The sequence below is a fragment of the Halomonas sp. PGE1 genome (genome assembly GCF_013000985.1).
Taxonomy (GTDB): domain Bacteria; phylum Pseudomonadota; class Gammaproteobacteria; order Pseudomonadales; family Halomonadaceae; genus Halomonas; species Halomonas alkalicola.
This window is the reverse complement of sequence record NZ_CP053032.1, coordinates 485855-504946: the sequence shown is the minus strand read 5'-3', so window position 1 is coordinate 504946 and position 19092 is coordinate 485855. Positions and strand designations below refer to the sequence as shown.

The following is a 19092-nucleotide window of genomic DNA, read 5'->3' as shown; positions in this document are numbered from 1 at the left end:
GCCCCGCTATCACGAGAAGCCCCGCGCAGGCGTGAGCCTACGCGAGGTTCTCACTGTCAGCGGCAGACAGCCGGGGCGCCTGCGGCGCCATTCGCCCGGCGGAGCCGATCTCCCACCAGCAGGCTCAAGCCTCGTGCAGACTCGAGAGGCTACCTGGGGTCTCCCCCTGGCGGGCCGGGCTCAGTCCAGGGCGCGGTCGTCGGCGTCGCTGGGGAAGTCCAGGTCTTCCAGGCGGCCGGTCACCGCGGTGGCGATGTTGGCCAGGTGCGAGGCCACCCGCTTGTAGTGGCGCGCCAGCAGCGAGTAGGCCACCGCCTCGTGGAACTCGACCGTCTCCTCCTCGCGCAGCAGCGCCTCGATCAGCTTGTCGCAGCGGCCGCGGATCTCGCGGGTGGCGGTAATGACCCGGTGGGCCTTGGCCTCGTCGGAGTCGCGGGTGGCGGCGATCAACTCCTGGAACAGGCCGTTCAAGCGCTCGGCCATCTCGTCCAGCGGCTTCTGGTAGCTGGGCACGTGGAAGCCTTCGCTGTAGAAGACGCCGACCTCGAAGACGTTCTTGCAGTAGTCGCCGATGCGCTCGGCGTCCTTGGCCACGCTCATCAGCGCCAGGCAGATGGCCACGTCGTGGCCCGGGTTGACGGTGAGATGGCGCAGCACCTTGCGGCGGATGGAGCGCTCGAGCTCGTTGACGGCGCCATCGCGCTGGTAGAGCGGCTGGCGCACCTCCTCGGCGGCCACGGTGCTGTAGAGCACCTCGTTGGCGCGGGCGAACATCCAGGCGCCGTGCTCGAGCATCCGGGTCAGGTCCGCGTAGGCCTGGTCGATGCTGTTCTCGGAGGTGAGGGCGCTATAGAGCTGTCGAAACATGGGGAACCTCCCGGTTGGCCGCGCTCAGCGCAGGCTCATGAACAGTTCGGTGAGGGTGATGCCGACCAGCGGCACCACCAGAAATACGCCGATCAGGAACAGGAAGGCGTAGCGGATCTGCTTGCCGGCCAGGCGGCCGTACCAGGTGGCGATGCGCAGCGGGATGACCCGCAGCGGCCACCAGATGGCGGTACCCGTCAGGTTGAAGATGACATGAAACAGCGCCACCGTCATCGCCGCAGCGATGGGGTTGGCGGTGGCCGCCAGCACGCTGGTCACCGTGGTGCCCAGGTTGGCGCCCATCATGAAGGGCAGCACCCGGCGCAGGCGCACCACCCCGGCCCCGGCCAGCGGCACCATCAGGCTGCTGGTGATGGAGCTGGACTGCACCAGCACGGTGGAGACCACCCCGACCCCGTAGGCGCGGGCATCGGTGCGGAAGAAGTAGGTACGAAACAGGCCGTCCATGTGGCGCAGCAGGGCGCCGCGCAGATTCTGCACCATGAACACCAGGGCGGCGAACATCAGCGCGAGGCCGAGGCCGGCCACCAGCAGGCCGGCGGAGGCCGGGCTCGGCATCAGGGTGGCACCGATCCAGTTGGCCCCGTCGACGATGGGGGCGGTGATCACCTTGATCGGGCTGCTGGGACGGGCAACCTCCTCCAGGCCGATCAGCTCGGCCAGCCAGGCGGCCAGCCGGGTGAAGATGCCGCGGCCGCCCTCGTGGAACATGCCGGTGATCCATTCGATCGGGAAGACGATCAGCACGGTCAGGATATTGAAGAAGTCGTGCATCATCGCCGCGGTGAAGGAGCGGCGGAAGTTGCGCTTGATGCGCACGTTGGCCAGCGCCACGATCACCCCGGTCACCGCGGTGCCGATGTTGGCGCCCATGATGGCGAACACGGCGGTGCCCAGTGTCATCTCGCCGCTGGCCACCAGGGTGACGATCAGCGCCGAGGTGAACGACGAGCTCTGCACGATCATGGTGACCAACACGCCCGCCATCAGGGCGATAAAGGGGTTCTCGCCATAGGCGAAGGCGCGGGTCAGCATATCGCTGTCGCTGCCGAAGGTGCCAAGCCCGGCGCCCAGCACATTGAGGGCGGCCAGGAACAGGTAGAGGCACAGGCCGGCGTAGATGCCCCTCAGCCAGGCGGGCACCTCGTGGGTGGCCTGGCGGGCGAGAGCGGGACGATCGGTGGAAGGTCCTGGATTCGACATTAGCGGTCTGCCGTGTTGGTGGACGGTCCCTTCGTGACGATTACGTGACGATTCCATGTCAGTGGGCGCAACGTAGCGCCACTATGTGACACTTTGATGACATCCGCATCCCAATCGTCAGACGTCGTCGCTCGGGGCGGCCCGCCGCGCGCGGCGGCGCTGGCCCAGGCGGGAGATCCCGCGGCGCACCGGGCGCCACAGCCGGGTGAGCAGCCACAGCGCGGGAATGCCCAGCACCAGCCAGGGCGTCAGGAAGACCACCACCAGGATCACCTGACCCACCGACTCGAAGAACAGGCTGACGCTGCGATCCAGGGCGCGCCACAGCGGGGCCAGGGGGCCGTGCTGATGGGGCTCGACCCAGCGCTGCTGCTGGAAGCTGGCGGTCACCGAGACGCTCGCGGTGACCCGGGAGAGATGGCGCTGGCGGCCCTGCATCGACTCGATCTCGCCCTGCACCCGGGCCAGCTCCCGCTCCACCTGCAGCAGGTCCTGGATGCGCCGCTCGCTGAAGCCGCGCCCCTCCTGGGCCAGCTCGGCGAGCCGTTCGCGCAGCACCACCTGCTGGGCCAGGCGCGCCTCCAGGTCGATCATCTGCTGGGTGCGGTCCTCGCGGGTGATCTCCACGCCGCTCAGCGCCGGGGAATCGCCGAGGCGCTGCACCGGCTCGGCCTCGTCGACCCGGTCACGGGCGATGCGCATCACCAGGGTACCGCCGGCCAGCCCCTGGCGCGGGGTGCTGAGGCGCCCCTGCTCCACCTGGCAGCCGCCCATGCCCAGGCAGGCCTCGTGGGCCTCGTGGTAGGCGGCCACCAAGGCGTCGGCGGCATCGAACTGCAGCTGGTAGTGGCGCCGCTCCTCGATGCGCGAGGCGTCCGCCTCGCCGCCGGCCTCCGGAGCCCGGGCGGCCCCGGCCAGGTCGGCCTGGCGCACCATGGCCTCGCCGGCGAACTCTTTGCCGGAAAACTCCTGGCCGGTGGCGTAGGGGTCGGAATAGGGCGAGGAGACCTCGCCGCCATCGAAGGCGTCACAGCCGGAGAGTCCCAGCACGGCCAGCAGGCCCAGCCCCGAAAAAAGGAGGCCCAGCAGGCGGGGGCGGAAGATGAGGAAAGCACGGGAGGGCATGCCGGGGTCGTCCATGACAGGGAGAATGCCTGAAGCGTAGCACTTCACCGCTGCCCGCCGCTGCGCAGCGTTGCCGATGGGCGACGGTGGGCTCCCCGCGGCCGGCGATGCTAGGCTTCCCTGGCCGGGTCCCGATGCGTCCCGATTCGCTGGAGATCGCCATGCCCCGTCTCGTCCGTTTCACTAGACTCACTCGCCTTCCCCTCCTCGGCTGTCTGCTCGCCCTGCTGCTGCCTCTGCCCGCCCTGGCCCAGGCGCCGGACGGCGAATGGCAGGCCTACCAGACCGCCCTGAATGAAGGCGCCCGCCACGCCAACCTCTGGCAGGCGAGCTGGACGACGATCTACGCGGGCAGCCTGGCGCTCAACGCCTGGCAGGCCAGCGAGGCGAGCGACCGGGACGACCGCTATGACGCCCGCGTCGGCGTGGTGAAGTCGGCCCTGGCGCTGGGCGGCATGTTCCTCGACCGCCAGCCCCACCCCGCCGCTGCCCGCGAGCTTTCGGCCGGCGAGCCGGGCGATGTCTCAGGCGCCCGTGCGCTGCTGGAGTCCGTCGCCGCCGAGGAGCAGCGGCGCCGCAGCCTGGAGGCGCGGCTCGGCTCGCTGGCGGTGAACACCGCGGCGGGGCTTCTGATCGCCGTGGGCGACGGCCGCGAGCGCGACGGCGCCATCAACTTCGCCACCGGCATGCTGATCAACGAGCTGCAGCTGCAGACCCAGCCGCGCCAGGCCACGGCGGCCATCAACCGCTTCCAGCCTGCCCGGGTGAGCCTCGGCGACCTGCATCTCGAGGGGGAGTATGCCCTGCTGGTGGGGCCTAACCAGCTGGGCGTGGCGCTGCGCTACTGACGCCTGCACGCCCCTCGCCGGAGCATCCGCTTGACGGTGGCCAGCGCCGCTATTGTTATGTTATAACCTTCGCCATTCCGACGGAGGTTTCCCCATGGCACACCGTGCACACCGGCACCGCCCGGAAGGGCCCTGCCACTTCTCGCTGATGTCGCTCTCCGCTGCCCGCCGCCTGCTGCTGGTGGCCGCGCCGCTGGCGGGCCTGTGGCTCGCGGTCTCCTGGGCCGCCGGGTGGTGGTCCTGATGTCGCGCCTGCAACTGCACGACCTGCAGCTGGCCCGCGGCGGCCGGACGATCCTGGAGCACCTGGACGGCCGCTTCATGGACGGCGCCATCACCGCGCTGATCGGTGCCAACGGCGCCGGCAAGAGCACCCTGATCTCGGCGATCATGGGCATGCTGGCCCCGGTGGCCGGCAGCGTGGAGTGCCAGGTGCCCAGGGAACGGCGCGCCTGGCTGCCCCAGCAGCTGGCCCTGGACCTCACCTTCCCGATGAGCGTGGAAGAGCTGATCATGACCGGCACCTGGCCCAGCCACGGGGCGCTGAAGGGCTACTGTGCGGCCCACTACCGCCGCGGGCGCGAGATCATGGCGCGGCTGGGCATCTCCCACCTGGCCCACCGCCAGCTCGGCGAGCTCTCCGGCGGCCAGCGCCAGCGCGCCCTGCTCGGCCGCACCCTGATGCAGGAGGCCGAGTTGCTGCTGCTCGACGAACCGTTCGCCAACGTCGACATCGAGACGGTGGACGTGCTGATGGACGTGCTGCGCGACATGGCCCGACAGGGCGCCACCATCGTCGTGGTGCTCCACGACATGGAGCAGCTCTCGCGCCTGGCCGACGACGTGCTCTTCCTGGCCGGCGGCCACGGCCGCTGGGTCAGCCCCGAATCATTGCTCGACCGCTACGCCGGCCAGCCGCCCCGGGCGCCGCGCCTGCCCCTGACCTTCCCGGATGCCCTCGATGCTGGAACTGCTTGACGCCTGGCTGTTCGCCCCCTTCGATTACGGCTTCATGAAGCGCGCCTTCGTGGCCGGCCTGGCGCTCTCCCTGGCCGCCCCGCCGCTGGGCGTGTTCCTGATGCTGCGCGGCATGAGCCTGATCGGCGACGCCATGGCCCATGCCATCCTGCCCGGCGTGGCGCTGGGCTTCCTGTTCGCCGGCTTCTCGCTGCCGATGATGAGCCTGGGCGGCATCCTCTCCGGGCTGCTGGTGGCAGTGCTCGCCGGCAGCGTGTCGCAGATGACCGGCCATCGCGAGGATTCCGCCATGGCCAGCTTCTTCCTGATCTCGCTGGCAGCGGGGGTGATGCTGGTGTCGCTGGGCGGCAGCAGCGTGGACCTCACCCACGTGCTCTTCGGCTCGATCCTCGCCGTGAACACCACTGCCCTGGTGCTGATCGCCACCATCAGCAGCCTGATCGTGATCATTCTGGCGGTGATCTTCCGCGCCCTGGTAGTGGAGTGCCTGGACCCGCTGTTTCTGGGCGGCCAGGGCGTCCGTGGCGGACTGGTGCACGGCGCCTTCCTCGGCCTGGTGGTGCTCAACCTCACCGCCGGCTTCCAGACCCTGGGCACCCTGATGGCCGTTGGCCTGATGATGCTGCCGGCCACCACGGCACGCTTCTGGAGCAAGCGCCTGGAAGGGCTGATCGGCATCGCCGTTGCCATCGCCCTGGTCGCCAGCACCGGCGGGCTGCTGCTCTCCTACCACCTGAGCCTGCCGTCAGGCCCCGCGATCATCCTGCTGGCCGGCGCGGCCTACCTGCTCTCGGCCCTGCTCGGCCGCCACCACAGCCTGCGCGAGCGCCTGCAGCGCCGCGCCGCACCGCTGGGTGCCCCCGAATCCCACTGACCCGATCCTGCTCTCCACGACTCGAGGACTCCTGACCCATGCGACTCGCCCACGCTTCCGCCGCCCTGATCGGCGTCTCCACCCTGCTCGCCCTGCCCGCCGCCTTCGCTGCCGAGCGCGTGCAGGTCGTCACCAGCTTCAGCATCCTCGCCGACATGGTCGAGAACGTCGGCGGCGAGCACGTCGAGGTGACCTCTCTGGTCGGCCCCGACAGCGACGCCCACGTCTACTCGCCGCGCCCCACCGACGCCCGCGCCCTGGCCGAGGCCGACCTGGTGGTCTTCAACGGCCTGCAGTTCGAGGGCTGGATGGAGCGCCTGATCGACGCGAGCGACTACGCCGGCCCGCTGGTGACCACCACCGAGGGGATCCGCAAGCTGGCGTATCACGGCCACGACGATCACGGCCATGACGACCACGGCCACGACGACCACGGCCACGACGACCACGGCCATGACGACCACGGCCATGACGACCACGGCCACGACGACCATGATCATGGCGACCAGGATCCCCACGGCTGGCAGGACCTGGCCATGGGCCAGATCTACGTCACCAATATCCGCGACGGCCTGATCGAGGCCGACCCGGACAACGAGGCGGCCTATCGCGAGAACGCGGAGCGCTACATCGCCGAGATCCAGGCCATGGACGAGGAGATGCGTCGCCTGCTCGGCGAGATTCCCGCCTCCACCAGCGTGATCACCGGCCACGACTCCTTCGGCTACTTCGCCAACGCCTACGGCCTGCGTTTCCTGTCGCCGGTGGGACTCTCCACCGAGGCGGAGCCGAGCGCGGCCAACATGGCCCGGCTGATCGACGTGATCCGCGAGCAGAACGTCCAGGCGCTGTTCCACGAGAACATGACCAGCCCGGCGATCATCAACCAACTCGCCGAGGAGACCGGCCTGCCCATCGCCGGCACCCTCTACGCCGATGCCCTGGCCGCGGAGGGCGAGGCCAGCACCTACCTGGGCATGATGCGCCACAACGCCCAGACTCTGCACGACGCCCTGGCCCAGCCCGGCCATGGCGACCATGGCCACGATGACCACGGCCACGACGACCACAGCCACGACGACCACAGCCACGACGACCACAGCCACGACGACCACAGCCACGACGATCATGGCCACGGCCATCGCCACTGAGCGCAAGGCTCGGCGGTAACGCACAGGGGGCGCCTTCGGGCGCCCCCTGTGCGTTACCGCCGACCGTGCCGACTTGGGTTGATGCTAGACTCTTGTTGTCTTCGCCCTTGAAGTCCTGGCAAGCAAGGAGGCCTCCCCATGCGACTCACCCCTGCACAGCGCGAGATCGTGCTCACCAGCGTTCACGAGCTTGCCGGCAAGGCCATCGAGGTGCGTGTGTTCGGCTCGCGCCTCGATGATTCCCGCCGCGGCGGCGACCTTGATCTGCTGCTGGTCTCGAACGCCCCCATCTCGCTGCTCATCCGCGCTGAACTCAAGCAGGCACTCGAGGCGAGACTGCAATTGCCTGTGGATATCGTGAGTTACACACAGGGCGAAGAGCCAACCCCCTTCCAGGCCATTGCCCTGCATCGGTCCCGGCCGCTCACTATCGAGGATGCCGCATGACCCATGACATTCTCGCTGAACAGCGACGACATCTGGCACAGCTACTGGAGGCCATCCAACGCTGTGCCTGGTTTCTTCACCAGTCGGAGGCCAAGATCGATTGGCCGATCGATGCCGAATGGCTATCTGAGCACAGGAAGGATGTCGACCTTTTCGAAACGCTCGCCGCCATCAATGAGCGCTTCGCCAAGCTCCAGGATACCCTGGCATCTGCCATGCGCCACAGCGTCCTGCTGGCTGCAGAGTCCTCCGACAGCTTCCTCAAGGTGCTTGCCTTCTTCGAGAAGCAGGGCGTGATCGAATCAGTCAGTGACTGGCAGCGCTGCCGCGCCGTTCGCAACATGGCCGCCCATGACTACTCCACCAATTACTCGGAGATAGCGGAACACTTCAACCTGCTGAATGAACTCTCCCGGGTGCTCTTGCACGCCTCCCGGCGGCTGATCATCTGGAGTGCCGAACAGCTCGGCATCGCGCCTGCCAGCCGGGACTTCTCGACCGAGTTCGAACGCATCTTCCCCTGAGTCTGCGGCAGTGCCACCATCGTTGGCTGTCGAACCTCAGGAAACCCGCCATGCTGGAATTTCGCCAGGTCCACCGGGCCTACACCACGCCCCAGGGGCCGCTCGAGGTGCTCACCGGGGTCGACCTGGCGCTGGCCCCCGGCGAGAGCCTGGCACTGATGGGCGAATCGGGCAGCGGCAAATCGACCCTGCTGCATCTGGCCGCGGGGCTCGACCTGCCCGATGCCGGCGAGGTACGCCTGGGCGGGAGCGCGATCTCGTCGCTCAGGGAGCCCGAGCGGGCCCGGCTGCGCCGCGAGGCGGTGGGGCTAGTGTTCCAGCAGTTCCATCTGGTGCCGAGCCTCTCGGTGCTCGACAACCTGCGACTGCAGGCGCGGCTGGCTGGCGTGGAGGACCCGGACTGGTCGGCGGAGCTGATCCGCCGATTGGGCCTCGCGGGCCTCGAGCGGCGCTACCCGGAGCAGCTCTCCGGCGGCCAGCAGCAGCGCCTGGCCATCGGCCGCGCCCTGGCGCCCCGCCCCGCCCTGCTGCTGGCCGATGAACCCACCGGCAACCTGGACGAGGCCAGCGCCGGCGAGGTGCTCGAACTGCTGCTTGAGCTGGTGCGCCAGGCCGGCTGCGCCCTGCTGATGGTGACCCACAGCCCCCAGGTGGCCGCCCCCCTGGACCGTTGCCTGGTGCTCTCCCGTGGCCAGCTTCATCCGCCGGCGACCCGCTGATGACGACGGTTCTCGCTACCCTCCTCTCCCACTACCGACGCCACCCCGGCCAGCTGGTGATGCTGCTGCTGGGCCTGTGGGTGGCCAGCGCCCTGTGGAGCGGCGTGCAGGCGATCAACGCCTCGGCCCGGGACAGCTACGCCCGGGCCGAGGCGCTCTTCTCCACCGGCCTGGACCGCCTGGAGCGCCGCGACGGCGAGGCGCTGACCCGGGACGACTACCTGGCCCTGCGGCTGGCGGGGCTGCCGGTCTCGCCGCTGCTGGAGGGCACCCTGGCGGCGCCGGACGGCACCCGCCTGACGGTGATCGGTATCGACCCGCTCACCCTGCCCGGCGACAGCGAGTTCGCCACCGCCGGCAGCACCGGGGAGCTTACCGGCTTCCTCTCGCCCCTCTGGCAGACCCGACTGGCGCCGGATCTCCTGGCCGCCTTCGGCCTGGCCCGGGCCGAGGCCGAAGGCGCCACCCCGCGGCTCGCCGACGGCCGGACGCTGCCGCCGCTGACCCTGGCCCCCTCGCTGCCGCCGGACACCCTGGTGATGGATATCGCCGCCGCCGCGGCCCTGCTGGAGAGCGGCGCGCGCCTCACCCGGCTGGTGGCCGCCCCGGGTGCGCTTGGCGAGGCGCCAGCGGGGCTGGCCCTGACGCGCGCCGACGTGCTGGTCTCGCCGGGCCAGCTCACCGAGAGCTTCCACCTCAACCTCACCGCCCTGGCCCTGCTGGCGCTGGTGGTGGGGCTCTTCATCGTCCAGGCGGCGCTCGGCCTGGCCCTGGAGCAGCGCCTGGGGATGCTGCGCACCCTGCGCGCCCTGGGGGTCTCCGGTCGCGCCCTGGTGGCGGCACTGGCCCTGGAGCTGGTGCTGCTCGGCATCGTTGGCGCCCTGGCCGGCATCGCCGGCGGGGTCTGGCTGGCCCGGGCGCTGCTGCCCGACGTGGCCGCCACTCTGGGCAGCCTCTATGGCGCCGGGGTGGGCGCCGAGCTGCGCCTGCCCTGGCACTACTGGGTCGGCGGCGTGGCGGTCACCCTCGGCGGCCTGCTGCTGGCCGGCAGCGGGGTGCTGTGGCGGGCGGCGCGGCTCAGCGTGCTGGGGCTGGGGCAGGCCCAGGCCTGGCGCTCGGGGTTCCGCCGCCAGCTGGCGCTGATGGGCGCCGCCGGCGGAGTAACGGCCCTCGTTGGCCTGGCGCTGGCGGCCTGGCTCTCGCGCCTGCCGCCGGGCGAGGGGCTGGTGGCCGGCTTCGGCCTGGTGGGTGCCCTGCTGCTGGCCTGCGCCCTGTGGCTGCCCCCGCTGCTGGGCGCCGCCCTGGCCGGCCTCACCCACCTGGCGAGGCGTCGCCCCCTGGCCCAGTGGGCCCTGGCCGACCTGCAGCTGCAGCTGCCGCGGCTGTCGCTCGCCATGATGGCGCTGCTGGTCGCGCTCTCCGCCAACCTGGGGGTGAGCAGCATGGTGGGGGGCTTTCGCCTCACCTTCCTGGAGTGGCTGGACCAGCGCCTGGTGGCCGACCTCTACCTGCGCCCGCCGGCGGAGCAGTTCGCGGCGATCGACGCCTGGCTGGCCGAACGTCCGGAGGTGGTCGAGCGCCTGGCCACCCGGCGCAGCGAGTCACGCCTGCTGGCCATCGAGCCCGGCGGCGCGGGGTCGGATGCCCCTCAGGCGCGGCAGCCCCCGGTATCCGTCTACGGCATCACCCCCGGTGCCACCCTGAGCCCGAGCTGGCCGCTGGTCGCCACCCGGGACGGCCGCGAGGCGGCTTGGGCGGCCTTTCGCGATGGCGAGGCCTTCGTCAACGAGCAGCTGGCGGTGGCCGAGGGCATCGCCCCGGGGGACCGCCTTCGCCTGGAGGCACCCGGCGGCGAGGTCCAGCTCGAGGTGGCGGCGATCTACCCGGACTACGGCAATCCCCGCGGCGAGGTGCTGCTGGCGGTGCCCCACCTGGTCGAGCGTTTCGGGGCACCGCCGGGCTCGCTGGGCATCGTGCTGGGCGAGGGCGCCGACGGCGCGGCGCTGGCCGAGGCACTCGCCGACGCCTTCGGCCTGGGCCGCGACAGCGTGCAGGACCAGCGCGAGGTGAAGCGCATCGCCACCGGCATCTTCGAGCGCACCTTCACCATCACCAGGGCGCTCAACGCCCTGACCTTGGGCGTGGCGGCCCTGGCGCTGCTGGCCAGCCTGCTCGCCCAGGCCGGTGAACGCCGCCGCCGGCTGGCGCCGCTCTGGGCACTGGGCGTGCCTCGAGCGCGGCTGGGCCAGCTCCAGCTCGCCCAGCTAGGTGGCACGGCGCTGGTGGTGGGCCTGGCAGCGATTCCGCTGGGCATCGCCATCGCCTGGGGACTGGTGGCGGTGATCAACGTGGCGGCCTTCGGCTGGCGCCTGCCGCTGCACCTCTTTCCAGGCGAGATCCTGCTGACCCTGGCCACGGCGGTGGGGGTGGCGCTTCTCGCCGCGGCCCTGCCGGTGCTGCGCCTGTGGCGCACGCCGCCGCGGGACCTGCTGGCCGAGGAGGCTGCCTGATGCGCCCTTTCCTGCGCTCGCGCCTCGCCGCCCTGCTGCTGGCCCCCATTCTGGCCCTGGCCGGCTGCGGCGAGGCGCCACCCACGGGCTCGGGCGCGGGGTTCGCCGGCCTGGGCGAGAGCGCCGAGGGCTACGCCCAGGCGCGCCCCGGCACGCCGCTGCGCTTTCCGGAGGACCACGGCGCCCACCCGGACTACCGCATCGAGTGGTGGTACCTCACCGCCAACCTCGAGGACCAGGCCGGCGAGCCGCTGGGCCTGCAGTGGACCCTGTTCCGCCAGGCGCTCGTCCCGCCGCAGGCGCGCCCGGCGCCGGAGGAGTGGGTGGCCGACCAGCTGTGGATGGCGCACCTGGCGGTCTCCCGGGGCGAGCGGCACGCCGTGGCCGAGCGCTTCGCCCGCAGCCACTCCGCCGACCCGGGCGAGGGCAACGCCGGCCAGGCCGGCGCCGTGGCCCAGCCCTTCCGCGCCTGGCTCGACGACTGGACGCTGGCAACCCGGGTGGAGGACCCGGACGCCGACACCTTCGAGCGCCTCACCCTGACCGCCTTCGACGGCGAGGGGCAGGAGCGCGTCGGCTACCGCCTCGAGCTCACCGCCGAGGGCCCGCTGGTGCTGCACGGCGACGCCGGCTTCAGCCAGAAGTCCGCCGACGGCCAGGGCTCGATGTACGTCAGCCAGCCCTTCTGGCGCGTGGAAGGCGAGGTGGTACTGGCAGGAGAGACCCATGCGGTGAGCGGCCAGGGCTGGCTCGATCGGGAGTGGAGCAGCCAGCTGCTGGGCCCCGAGCAGGCGGGCTGGGACTGGTTCTCGCTGCACCTGGAGGACGGTCACCGGCTGATGGCCTTCCAGCTGCGCGGCGGCGGCGAGGCCGGCGGCGACTACCGCTCCGGCACCTGGATCACCCCGGCGGGGGAGCCCCGGGCACTGGCGCCGGAGGAGCTCGCCCTCACGCCGCTGGCCACCTCGTCGGTGGCCGGCCGCGAGGTGCCCACTCGCTGGCGACTCGAGGTGCCCGCAGCGGGGCTCGACCTGATCGTCGAGGCGCCCCACGCCGAGCGCTGGATGGCCACCACGGTGCCCTACTGGGAGGGAGAGGTCGTCGCCCGCGACCATGCCACGGGGGCGCCTCTCGGCCTCGGCTACCTCGAGATGACGGGCTATTGAGATGACGGGCTATTGACAGGCGATTCTTTCATAAGCCTGCTATCGATACTTCCGACCCGAGCCGCTATCCTGAAGGCATCCCTCTCCTGGAGCGCCCCATGCTGCCCAGCCTCTTCATCTCCCACGGCTCCCCCATGCTGGCCCTGACCCGGACGCCAGCCCATGACTTCCTGCGCGGGCTCGGCCAGCGGCTGCAGCCGAAGGCGGTGGTGGTGGTCTCGGCCCACTGGGCCAGCCGCCAGCTGCTGGTAAGCACCAGCGCCCACCCCGAGACGATCCACGACTTCGGCGGCTTCCCCCGGGAGCTCTTCGAGTGCCAGTACCCTGCCCCCGGCGAGCCCGAGCTGGCGCTGCGCCTGGCCCGGGAGCTCAACGCCGTCCCCACCGAGCGCGGCCTTGACCACGGCGCCTGGGTGCCGCTGTCGCTGATGTTCCCGCAGGCGGAGGTGCCGGTGGTGTCGCTGTCGCTGCCGGTGCAGTGGTCCAACGCCGAGCTGGCGGCCCTGGGCGAGCGGCTCGCCGCGCTGCGGAACGAGAACATCCTGGTGATCGGCTCCGGCAGCCTGACCCACAACCTTTACGAGATGCAGGCCCGCGACGCCGCCATGCCGGCCTGGGTGGGCGAGTTCGCCGACTGGGTCGAGGCGCGGCTCGCCGAGGACGATCGCGAGGCCCTGCTGGCCTGGGAGTCCGCCCCGAAGGCCCGCGAGAACCACCCCACGCCGGAGCACTTCCAGCCCCTGCTGGTGGCCATGGGCGCCGGGGGCCAGGCCGAGCGCCTGCACCACAGCGTCGAGCACGGCGTGCTGGCCATGGACGTCTACGCCTTCGGCTGAGGCAAGCGCCGGCCCTGAAACGCACGAAGGCGCCGCCCCTGAGGGGGGGCGCCTTCGCATCAGGCAGTGCCCGGGTCAGTCGCCCAGGGCGGCCAGCCGGTCGGCCTGGACCACCTCGATCCAGTAGCCGTCTACGTCCTTCACGAACACCACGTTCTTCATCTTGCCCTGGTCTGCGCGCTTCACGAACTCCACGGCGTTGGCGTCGAACCAGGCCTCGGCGGCCTCGAGATCCGGCACGCTGAAGCAGATATGGCCGAAGCCCTGGGGCTCGGCATTGCCGTCATGGTAGGCGAAGTCGGCCTGGTTCTCGGTGCCCCAGTTGTGGGTCAGCTCCAGCAGCCCCTGCTGGCTGAAGGTCCAGACGGTGCGTTCGCCGGTCGCCTCGGGCACCGCCTCGTCCTCCTCCAGCCGGGCCAGGAAGTAGAGCGAGAACTGCATCTCCTCGAAGTCGAGGCGGCGCAGCACCCGCATGCCGAACACCCGAGTGTAGAAGGCCAGTGCCTTCTCGGGATCCTTCACCCGCAGCATGGTGTGATTGAGGCGAAAGCCTGCGCTATCGGCGGTGGGGGTCTGGACGCCGGGGTGTTGCTCACCCTTGAAGCTCATGGGCGACTCCTGTCTGCCATGGGGAAACCGTCCTCTGAGCATGGGGACAGCAGCAGAAAATTTCCAGCCCCGGCGGCGACAATCTTGTACAACACCTTTCTTTACTAAAACACGAAGCCGTGATGGCGAAACAATCGCAGCAAAAGCCCCCAAATAACTCTACATTGATTATACAAGACCGCAACCGGCAACCCCTGGAGATTCCCATGTCTGCCCATGCCTATCAGCTGAGTGACCATATCACCCTCAAGGAGCTGGCCCGCGCCCTCTCCCAAGGCTTCTCGCCCATCGTCGAGGTGGAGTCCATGGACGGCATCTACACGGTGCGCCTTCACCATGGCACCGGCGTCTCGGAGCTCTCGGATGCCAGCGGGCGTACCCTGACCTTCCTGGGCACCGGCGAGATTCGCGACAAGCTCGGCGAGCTCGGCCTGACCCACGGCGTACTGACCTGGTCCGACCAGTGCGGCGACGAGATGATCGGCGTGCCGGGCCATGCGATGACGCCGGACGAGATGCTCGCCAACGGTACCCGCATCGCCTTTCGCTGAAGCTTTCCGAGCCGGGCGGCAGGCGCTAATGTAGAGGCATGTCCGTCTCTGCGGAGCTCCCCGCATGCCCACCCTGCCCCGTCCGGCCGCCTGGCGACTCTCCGCGACCCTTGCGCTGCTCCTGCTGCTGGCCGGCTGCGCCGGCCGGGAGCTGGCCGTGCATGACCCGGCTCCCGCAGAGGGGCTCTCCATCGAGCGGGCGCTGATCCTGGCCGCCGCCCAGAACGCCTTGGGCACCCCCTATCGCTTCGGCGGCAACTCCCCCGCGGGGCTCGACTGCTCGGGGCTGGTGGAGCTGGCCTACCGCGCCGCCGGCATCCCGGTGCCGCGCACCGCCGACGACCAGTTCCGCGCCCTGCCCGCCGCCCCCAGGGCACGCCCCGGGGACCTGCTTTTCTTCGATATCGCCGGGCGCGGCAAGGCGAGCCACGTGGGGATCTACCGCGGCGACGGCCAGATGATCCACGCCCCGGGCCGAGGCCGCCAGGTGGAGACGGCGCCGGTGGAGATCGCCTACTGGCAGGAGCGCTTCCTGGGCGCCGCCGCCGTGGCGCCCTGAGCCCCTCACCTCAGCCCCCTTGCCTGGCCCCTCCAGCCGCGTATGATCGAACACCAGCATCATCACCACGACAGGGGCGCCGCGCAGCAGCAGCTGCGCGGCTGAGAGGCACCCTTGGAACCTGAACCGGATCATGCCGGCGTAGGGAGTCGTGCAGCCCAGCGCTCGCCTGCCTGCACCTCCCGCGCCCGGGAGGCCCCATGCGCACCCCCCTTTCCTCCTCGCTGGATATTGCGGCCCACCTGGCCAGGGTGCGCGAGCGCGCCCCGCTGATCCACAACATCACCAACCTGGTGGCCATGAACACCATGGCCAACGTGCTGCTGGCCATCGGCGCCTCGCCGGCCATGGTCCACGCCCGGGAGGAGGCCGCGGAGTTCACCGCCCTCGCCGACGCCCTGACGGTCAATATCGGCACCCTCTCGCCCCACTGGGTGGACGCCATGGACGAGGCCGCGGAAGCGGCTCGTCTGACCGGCAGGCCCTGGGTGCTGGACCCGGTAGCGGTGGGTGCCACCGCCTACCGGCGCGAGACCGGCGCGCGCCTGCTGGAGCGCCTGCCCACGGTGATCCGCGGCAACGCCTCGGAGATCATCGCCCTGGAGGCCCGCGGGGCTGGCGGGCGCGGCGTGGACAGCAGCGACCCGGCCGAGGCCGCCGAACAGGCCGCCGTGCGGCTGGCTCGGCGCATCGGCTGCGTGGTGGCGGTGACAGGCGAGGTGGATCTTGTCACCGACGGCCGCCGCCTGGCCCGGGTGCGTGGCGGCCACCCGCTGATGCCGAGGGTCACCACCCTGGGCTGCTCGCTCACCGGGGTGGTGGCCGCCTTCCTGGTCGGCGCCGAGCATCCCTTCGAGGCCAGCGTGGCGGCGCTGGCCTGCTACGCCGCGGCCGGGGAGCTCGCCGGCGAGAGTGCCCGGGGGCCGGGCAGCTTCGCCGTAGCCTTCCTAGACGCCCTGCACGCCCTGGATGGCGAGACCCTGAGGGACCGACTGCGACTGGAGATGACCGATGAAACTTGACCTATCCCTGTACCTCGTCACCGATCCCGGCCTGTGCGCCGAGCGCGGCCTGGTGGAGACCGTGGTGGCCGCGGTGCGCGGCGGCGTGACCGTGGTCCAGCTGCGCGACAAGCACGCCAGCGACGGCGAGATGATCGACCAGGCACGCCGGCTGAAGGCGGCCCTGGCCGGCAGCGGCGTGCCGCTGATCATCAACGACCGCCTGGCGGTGGCCGTGGAGAGCGGCGCCGACGGACTGCATATCGGCCAGGGCGACGGCGAGGTGGCGGCCGCCCGCGCGGCGCTGGGCGAGCGGGCGCTGCTCGGCCTCTCGGTGCAGACGCTGGAGCAGATGGCACGGGTGGACGCCGAGCGGCTTGACTACCTGGGGCTGGGGCCTGTTTTCGCGACCCCGAGCAAACACGACCACGCCGAGCCGCTGGGCTTCGACGGGCTTGCCCGGCTGGCAACGGCAAGCCCCCTGCCGGCGGTGGCCATCGGCGGGCTCAAGGCCGAACACGCCGCGGCGGTCCGCCAGGCCGGCGCCCAGGGCCTGGCGGTGATCTCGGCGATCTGCGGCCGCCCCGACCCGGAGGCCGCGGCGCGAGCAATCCGCGGCGGCCGATAACCACAGGCGCGGTGCCGGGGTAACCCAGGGCACTCGAGGCCGAGGCGCCGGGGCGGTCGGAAGGGAGCGGGGGGGGGGCGGCCGGAAGGGAGCGGGGACGGCCGTAACGAGGGGACAGGCGAAACGTCCGGATCAGGCGTCGCGGTGCGCCTCGGTAAAGCGCTGCATGATGTCCAGAGTCTCCTGGCTGACGTGGTGCTCCATGCCCTCTGCGTCGATCCGCGCCGTTTGATCACTGACCCCCAGCGCTCGTAGAAAGCGCAGCAGGATGGCATGCCGGCGACGCGACATTTCCGCCATTGCCTCGCCGCTCTCGGTCAGAAAAAGGGAACGGTAGGGCTGGCTAGAGACCAGTCCGTGGGCCTTGAGGCGCGTCACCATCTTGGAAACCGTGGCCTGACTGACACCCATGCGCGCCGCGATATCCGTGGCGCGGGCCTCCCCCTGATGCTTCAGCAGATCGCCGATGAGCTCCACATAATCCTCGAGAAGCTCGGTTTCGTGGGCGTTGCGTACGGCCGCATACTGCCGCGCGTGCTCTTCGCAAGGCGGCAGGGCATCCGCCTTGCTCAGGCGATCCGGCATCACATCGGCTGGGGTATCGTTCATCGCGCCAATATAGCCAATGTCTACCTGGCGCAGCAACTGAGCGCCGATAGGAATTTCCAATTACCCTACAAGTTAGCCTTGGCTAAGATATGGGTGTTACGCTCGCCGCTGAAACGCCCCGACCAGCAGCGGGACATCACCCTGATTCGGAGACCAAGACGATGCCGATTCGCCCGCGCCCGATGCTCATCGCAGCCTGTGCCCTCAGCCTTTCGATGACGACGCAAGCCGACGAGTCCCCGCTCAGGGTGGTCACCACCTTTTCCATCCTCGGCGACCTGGTACAGCAGGTGGCCGGGGGCGACGCCCGGGTAGACACTCTGACCCCCGTGGGGGCGGAGGTGCACGAGTGGGAACTGATCCCCAGCAACTTCATCGCCCTGGAGGAGGCCGACCTGGTGTTCTTCAATGGCTACAGCCTGGAGCAGTGGATTGGCCAGGTGCGTGCCACGGTTGGGAGCGACGTACCGGTCGTCGCCCTGGCCGAGGAGAGCGGCTATGCCACCCGGCCCATCGTGACCGGCGATTATGCCGGCGACGCCGATCCCCACCTGTGGATGGACCCGCGCGCCGCCGCCGAATACGTGCGCGTCATTGCCGAGACGCTTGCCGAGGCACGCCCCGAGGCGGCAGAGGACTTCAGTGCACGCGGCGATGCCCTGAGCCAGTCGCTGCATGAGCTGCACGCCGAGCTGCTCGAGAGCATGGCGGCCATCCCCGATGACCGGCGCCTGCTGATCACCAGCGAGGCCGCCTTCATCTATTTCGCCGAAGCGTTTGGCTTCGAGCACGACGGCATCTGGGGCACCAACTCCGAGGATGAGGGCACGCCCAGTCAGATCATGCGTATCGTGGACCTCATCGAGGAACGTCGCCCTGCGGCCATCTTCTGGGAGAGCACCATATCCGATCGCCATGTACGCAGTGTGGCCGGCGAGACCGAGGTCGACATCGCCGGCCCCTTGTTCGTCGACTCGCTCAGCGAGCCGGACGGCGAGGCGCCCGACTATGCCAGCATGCTGCGCCACAACGCCCGCCTGCTTACCGAAACGCTGGGAGAGTCCAATGGTGAGTCCGGCCACTGATGGCATCCCTGCCCTCGAGATCAAGGGGCTCTACGCCGCCTACGGCCAGGAGCCGGTGCTCGAGAATATCTCGCTGTCGCTGCCCCGGGGCCAGTGGACCGCCATCGTGGGGCCCAACGGCGGGGGCAAGTCCAGCCTGCTAAGCGTGGTAGTAGGCAGCCTCTCGCCCTTGCGCGGCGAGCTCAGGATCCTGGGCCAACCCTCGCTGGCCCAGCGCCAGGCCGGCTGCATTGCCTACATGGCCCAGCAGGAGCGCATGGAGTGGGACTTTCCCATCTCGGTGCGCGACACCGTGATGACCGGCCGCTTCGGGCTGATGCGTCAAGACCCGCTATGGCGGCGCCTGCTGCCCAGGCACTGGGCCAATCCCGAGCATCGGCTGGCCGTCGAGGAGGCCCTGGAGGCCGTCGACATGACCGAGCTGTCCGCTCGGCCCATCGGCGCACTGTCGGGTGGGCAAAAGAAACGCGTGATGCTGGCCCGCGCCCTGGCCCAGCGAGCGCCCATTCTGCTGCTGGATGAGCCCCTGGCCGGGATCGACCCGCCCAGCGAGGCGCTGATCATGGCCGCCCTCCAGCGCCAGCGCCGCGCCGGCACCACCATCATCATGGTGACGCATGACCTGGCAGGCGCTCGTCGCCATGCCGATCAGGTGCTGCTGATCAACCGCACCGTGGTAGGCATGGGAGCACCGGAGGAGATGCTCAAGGACAGCATGCTCGCCCGGCTGGCGGTCGGTGCCACCCGCATGCCTGCCGGAGAGGCCCCCGTTGCCGCTTGA

At 70.4% G+C, this 19092-nt stretch carries 22 protein-coding genes and 1 riboswitch; of the genes, 17 read left to right on the top strand and 5 right to left on the bottom strand.

Features of this window, described 5'->3' with window-relative positions:
• Positions 1-180 precede the first annotated feature (180 nt).
• The 3 genes from HIR79_RS02440 to HIR79_RS02430 all read right to left on the bottom strand — a co-directional run bounded on the left by HIR79_RS02440 (position 181) and on the right by HIR79_RS02430 (position 3216).
• Entirely contained in the window at positions 181-867 is a 687-nt protein-coding gene (locus HIR79_RS02440) for a phosphate signaling complex PhoU family protein (protein WP_169956549.1), read from the bottom strand.
• Between the two features lie 24 nt (positions 868-891).
• Positions 892-2091 (bottom strand): Na/Pi symporter, encoded by a 1200-nt coding sequence (locus tag HIR79_RS02435; RefSeq protein ID WP_249322231.1) that lies wholly within the window; start codon positions 2089-2091, stop codon positions 892-894.
• A 117-nt stretch (positions 2092-2208) separates the two neighbouring features.
• Positions 2209-3216: a DUF4349 domain-containing protein gene (locus tag HIR79_RS02430; RefSeq protein ID WP_169956548.1), complete on the bottom strand. Its 1008-nt coding sequence runs from the start codon at positions 3214-3216 to the stop codon at positions 2209-2211.
• A 161-nt stretch (positions 3217-3377) separates the two neighbouring features.
• On the opposite strand from HIR79_RS02430, the gene HIR79_RS02425 reads away from it, so the two are divergent.
• The 11 genes from HIR79_RS02425 (at position 3378) to HIR79_RS02375 (ending at position 13269) form a co-directional block, all read left to right on the top strand.
• Positions 3378-4064 (top strand): hypothetical protein, encoded by a 687-nt coding sequence (locus HIR79_RS02425; protein WP_249322230.1) that lies wholly within the window; start codon positions 3378-3380, stop codon positions 4062-4064.
• A gap of 94 nt (positions 4065-4158) precedes the next feature.
• Complete coding sequence (locus HIR79_RS02420; protein ID WP_169956547.1) at positions 4159-4308, top strand: hypothetical protein; 150 nt, start codon at positions 4159-4161, stop codon at positions 4306-4308.
• A complete protein-coding gene (locus tag HIR79_RS02415; RefSeq protein WP_169956546.1) occupies positions 4308-5042 on the top strand; it encodes a metal ABC transporter ATP-binding protein in 735 nt (244 codons plus the stop codon). Before HIR79_RS02420 ends, HIR79_RS02415 begins: the two co-directional genes overlap by 1 nt.
• Complete coding sequence (locus HIR79_RS02410) at positions 5026-5916, top strand: metal ABC transporter permease (RefSeq protein ID WP_169956545.1); 891 nt, start codon at positions 5026-5028, stop codon at positions 5914-5916. Before HIR79_RS02415 ends, HIR79_RS02410 begins: the two co-directional genes overlap by 17 nt.
• Positions 5917-5954: 38 nt before the next feature.
• On the top strand, positions 5955-7067 hold the full coding sequence (locus HIR79_RS02405; protein ID WP_169956544.1) for a metal ABC transporter solute-binding protein, Zn/Mn family: 1113 nt from the start codon (positions 5955-5957) through the stop codon (positions 7065-7067).
• Between the two features lie 138 nt (positions 7068-7205).
• Positions 7206-7514, top strand: a complete 309-nt coding sequence (locus HIR79_RS02400; RefSeq protein ID WP_169956543.1) for a nucleotidyltransferase domain-containing protein — start codon at positions 7206-7208, stop codon at positions 7512-7514.
• On the top strand, positions 7511-8038 hold the full coding sequence (locus tag HIR79_RS02395; RefSeq protein ID WP_169956542.1) for a hypothetical protein: 528 nt from the start codon (positions 7511-7513) through the stop codon (positions 8036-8038). Before HIR79_RS02400 ends, HIR79_RS02395 begins: the two co-directional genes overlap by 4 nt.
• A gap of 50 nt (positions 8039-8088) precedes the next feature.
• Positions 8089-8757: an ABC transporter ATP-binding protein gene (locus tag HIR79_RS02390; RefSeq protein ID WP_169956541.1), complete on the top strand. Its 669-nt coding sequence runs from the start codon at positions 8089-8091 to the stop codon at positions 8755-8757.
• Positions 8757-11267, top strand: coding sequence for an FtsX-like permease family protein (locus HIR79_RS02385; protein ID WP_169956540.1), 2511 nt, complete (start codon positions 8757-8759; stop codon positions 11265-11267). The genes HIR79_RS02390 and HIR79_RS02385 overlap by 1 nt, the downstream gene beginning before the upstream one ends.
• Positions 11267-12433 carry a lipocalin-like domain-containing protein gene (locus tag HIR79_RS02380; RefSeq protein ID WP_169956539.1) on the top strand — a complete coding sequence of 389 codons (1167 nt, stop codon included), beginning with the start codon at positions 11267-11269 and terminating at the stop codon, positions 12431-12433. Before HIR79_RS02385 ends, HIR79_RS02380 begins: the two co-directional genes overlap by 1 nt.
• 98 nt (positions 12434-12531) lie before the next feature.
• Positions 12532-13269, top strand: a complete 738-nt coding sequence (locus HIR79_RS02375; RefSeq protein WP_169956537.1) for a dioxygenase family protein — start codon at positions 12532-12534, stop codon at positions 13267-13269.
• A 75-nt stretch (positions 13270-13344) separates the two neighbouring features.
• Here the strand turns inward: HIR79_RS02375 and gloA are convergent, their stop codons facing one another.
• Positions 13345-13878: a lactoylglutathione lyase gene (gene gloA, locus HIR79_RS02370; protein WP_169956535.1), complete on the bottom strand. Its 534-nt coding sequence runs from the start codon at positions 13876-13878 to the stop codon at positions 13345-13347.
• 206 nt (positions 13879-14084) lie between these two features.
• Here gloA and HIR79_RS02365 point away from each other — a divergent pair, with 206 nt between their 5' ends.
• The 4 genes from HIR79_RS02365 to thiE all read left to right on the top strand — a co-directional run bounded on the left by HIR79_RS02365 (position 14085) and on the right by thiE (position 16617).
• Positions 14085-14429 (top strand): DUF6482 family protein, encoded by a 345-nt coding sequence (locus HIR79_RS02365; RefSeq protein ID WP_169956533.1) that lies wholly within the window; start codon positions 14085-14087, stop codon positions 14427-14429.
• Between the two features lie 64 nt (positions 14430-14493).
• The gene (locus HIR79_RS02360; protein ID WP_169956531.1) at positions 14494-14988 is read left to right on the top strand and encodes a C40 family peptidase; all 495 of its coding nucleotides are present in this window, start codon (positions 14494-14496) and stop codon (positions 14986-14988) included.
• A gap of 62 nt (positions 14989-15050) precedes the next feature.
• Positions 15051-15153: riboswitch (TPP riboswitch) on the top strand.
• A gap of 35 nt (positions 15154-15188) precedes the next feature.
• Positions 15189-16010, top strand: coding sequence for a hydroxyethylthiazole kinase (thiM, locus tag HIR79_RS02355; RefSeq protein ID WP_169956530.1), 822 nt, complete (start codon positions 15189-15191; stop codon positions 16008-16010).
• The gene (thiE, locus tag HIR79_RS02350; protein WP_169956528.1) at positions 16000-16617 is read left to right on the top strand and encodes a thiamine phosphate synthase; all 618 of its coding nucleotides are present in this window, start codon (positions 16000-16002) and stop codon (positions 16615-16617) included. The genes thiM and thiE overlap by 11 nt, the downstream gene beginning before the upstream one ends.
• Positions 16618-16749: 132 nt before the next feature.
• On the opposite strand, the gene mntR is transcribed toward thiE, so the two are convergent.
• Complete coding sequence (gene mntR / locus HIR79_RS02345) at positions 16750-17226, bottom strand: manganese-binding transcriptional regulator MntR (protein ID WP_169959439.1); 477 nt, start codon at positions 17224-17226, stop codon at positions 16750-16752.
• A 215-nt stretch (positions 17227-17441) separates the two neighbouring features.
• Here mntR and HIR79_RS02340 point away from each other — a divergent pair, with 215 nt between their 5' ends.
• Both HIR79_RS02340 and HIR79_RS02335 read left to right on the top strand, forming a co-directional pair.
• Positions 17442-18311 (top strand): metal ABC transporter solute-binding protein, Zn/Mn family, encoded by an 870-nt coding sequence (locus tag HIR79_RS02340; protein WP_249322229.1) that lies wholly within the window; start codon positions 17442-17444, stop codon positions 18309-18311.
• Positions 18292-19092 (top strand): metal ABC transporter ATP-binding protein, encoded by an 801-nt coding sequence (locus HIR79_RS02335; protein ID WP_169956524.1) that lies wholly within the window; start codon positions 18292-18294, stop codon positions 19090-19092. Before HIR79_RS02340 ends, HIR79_RS02335 begins: the two co-directional genes overlap by 20 nt.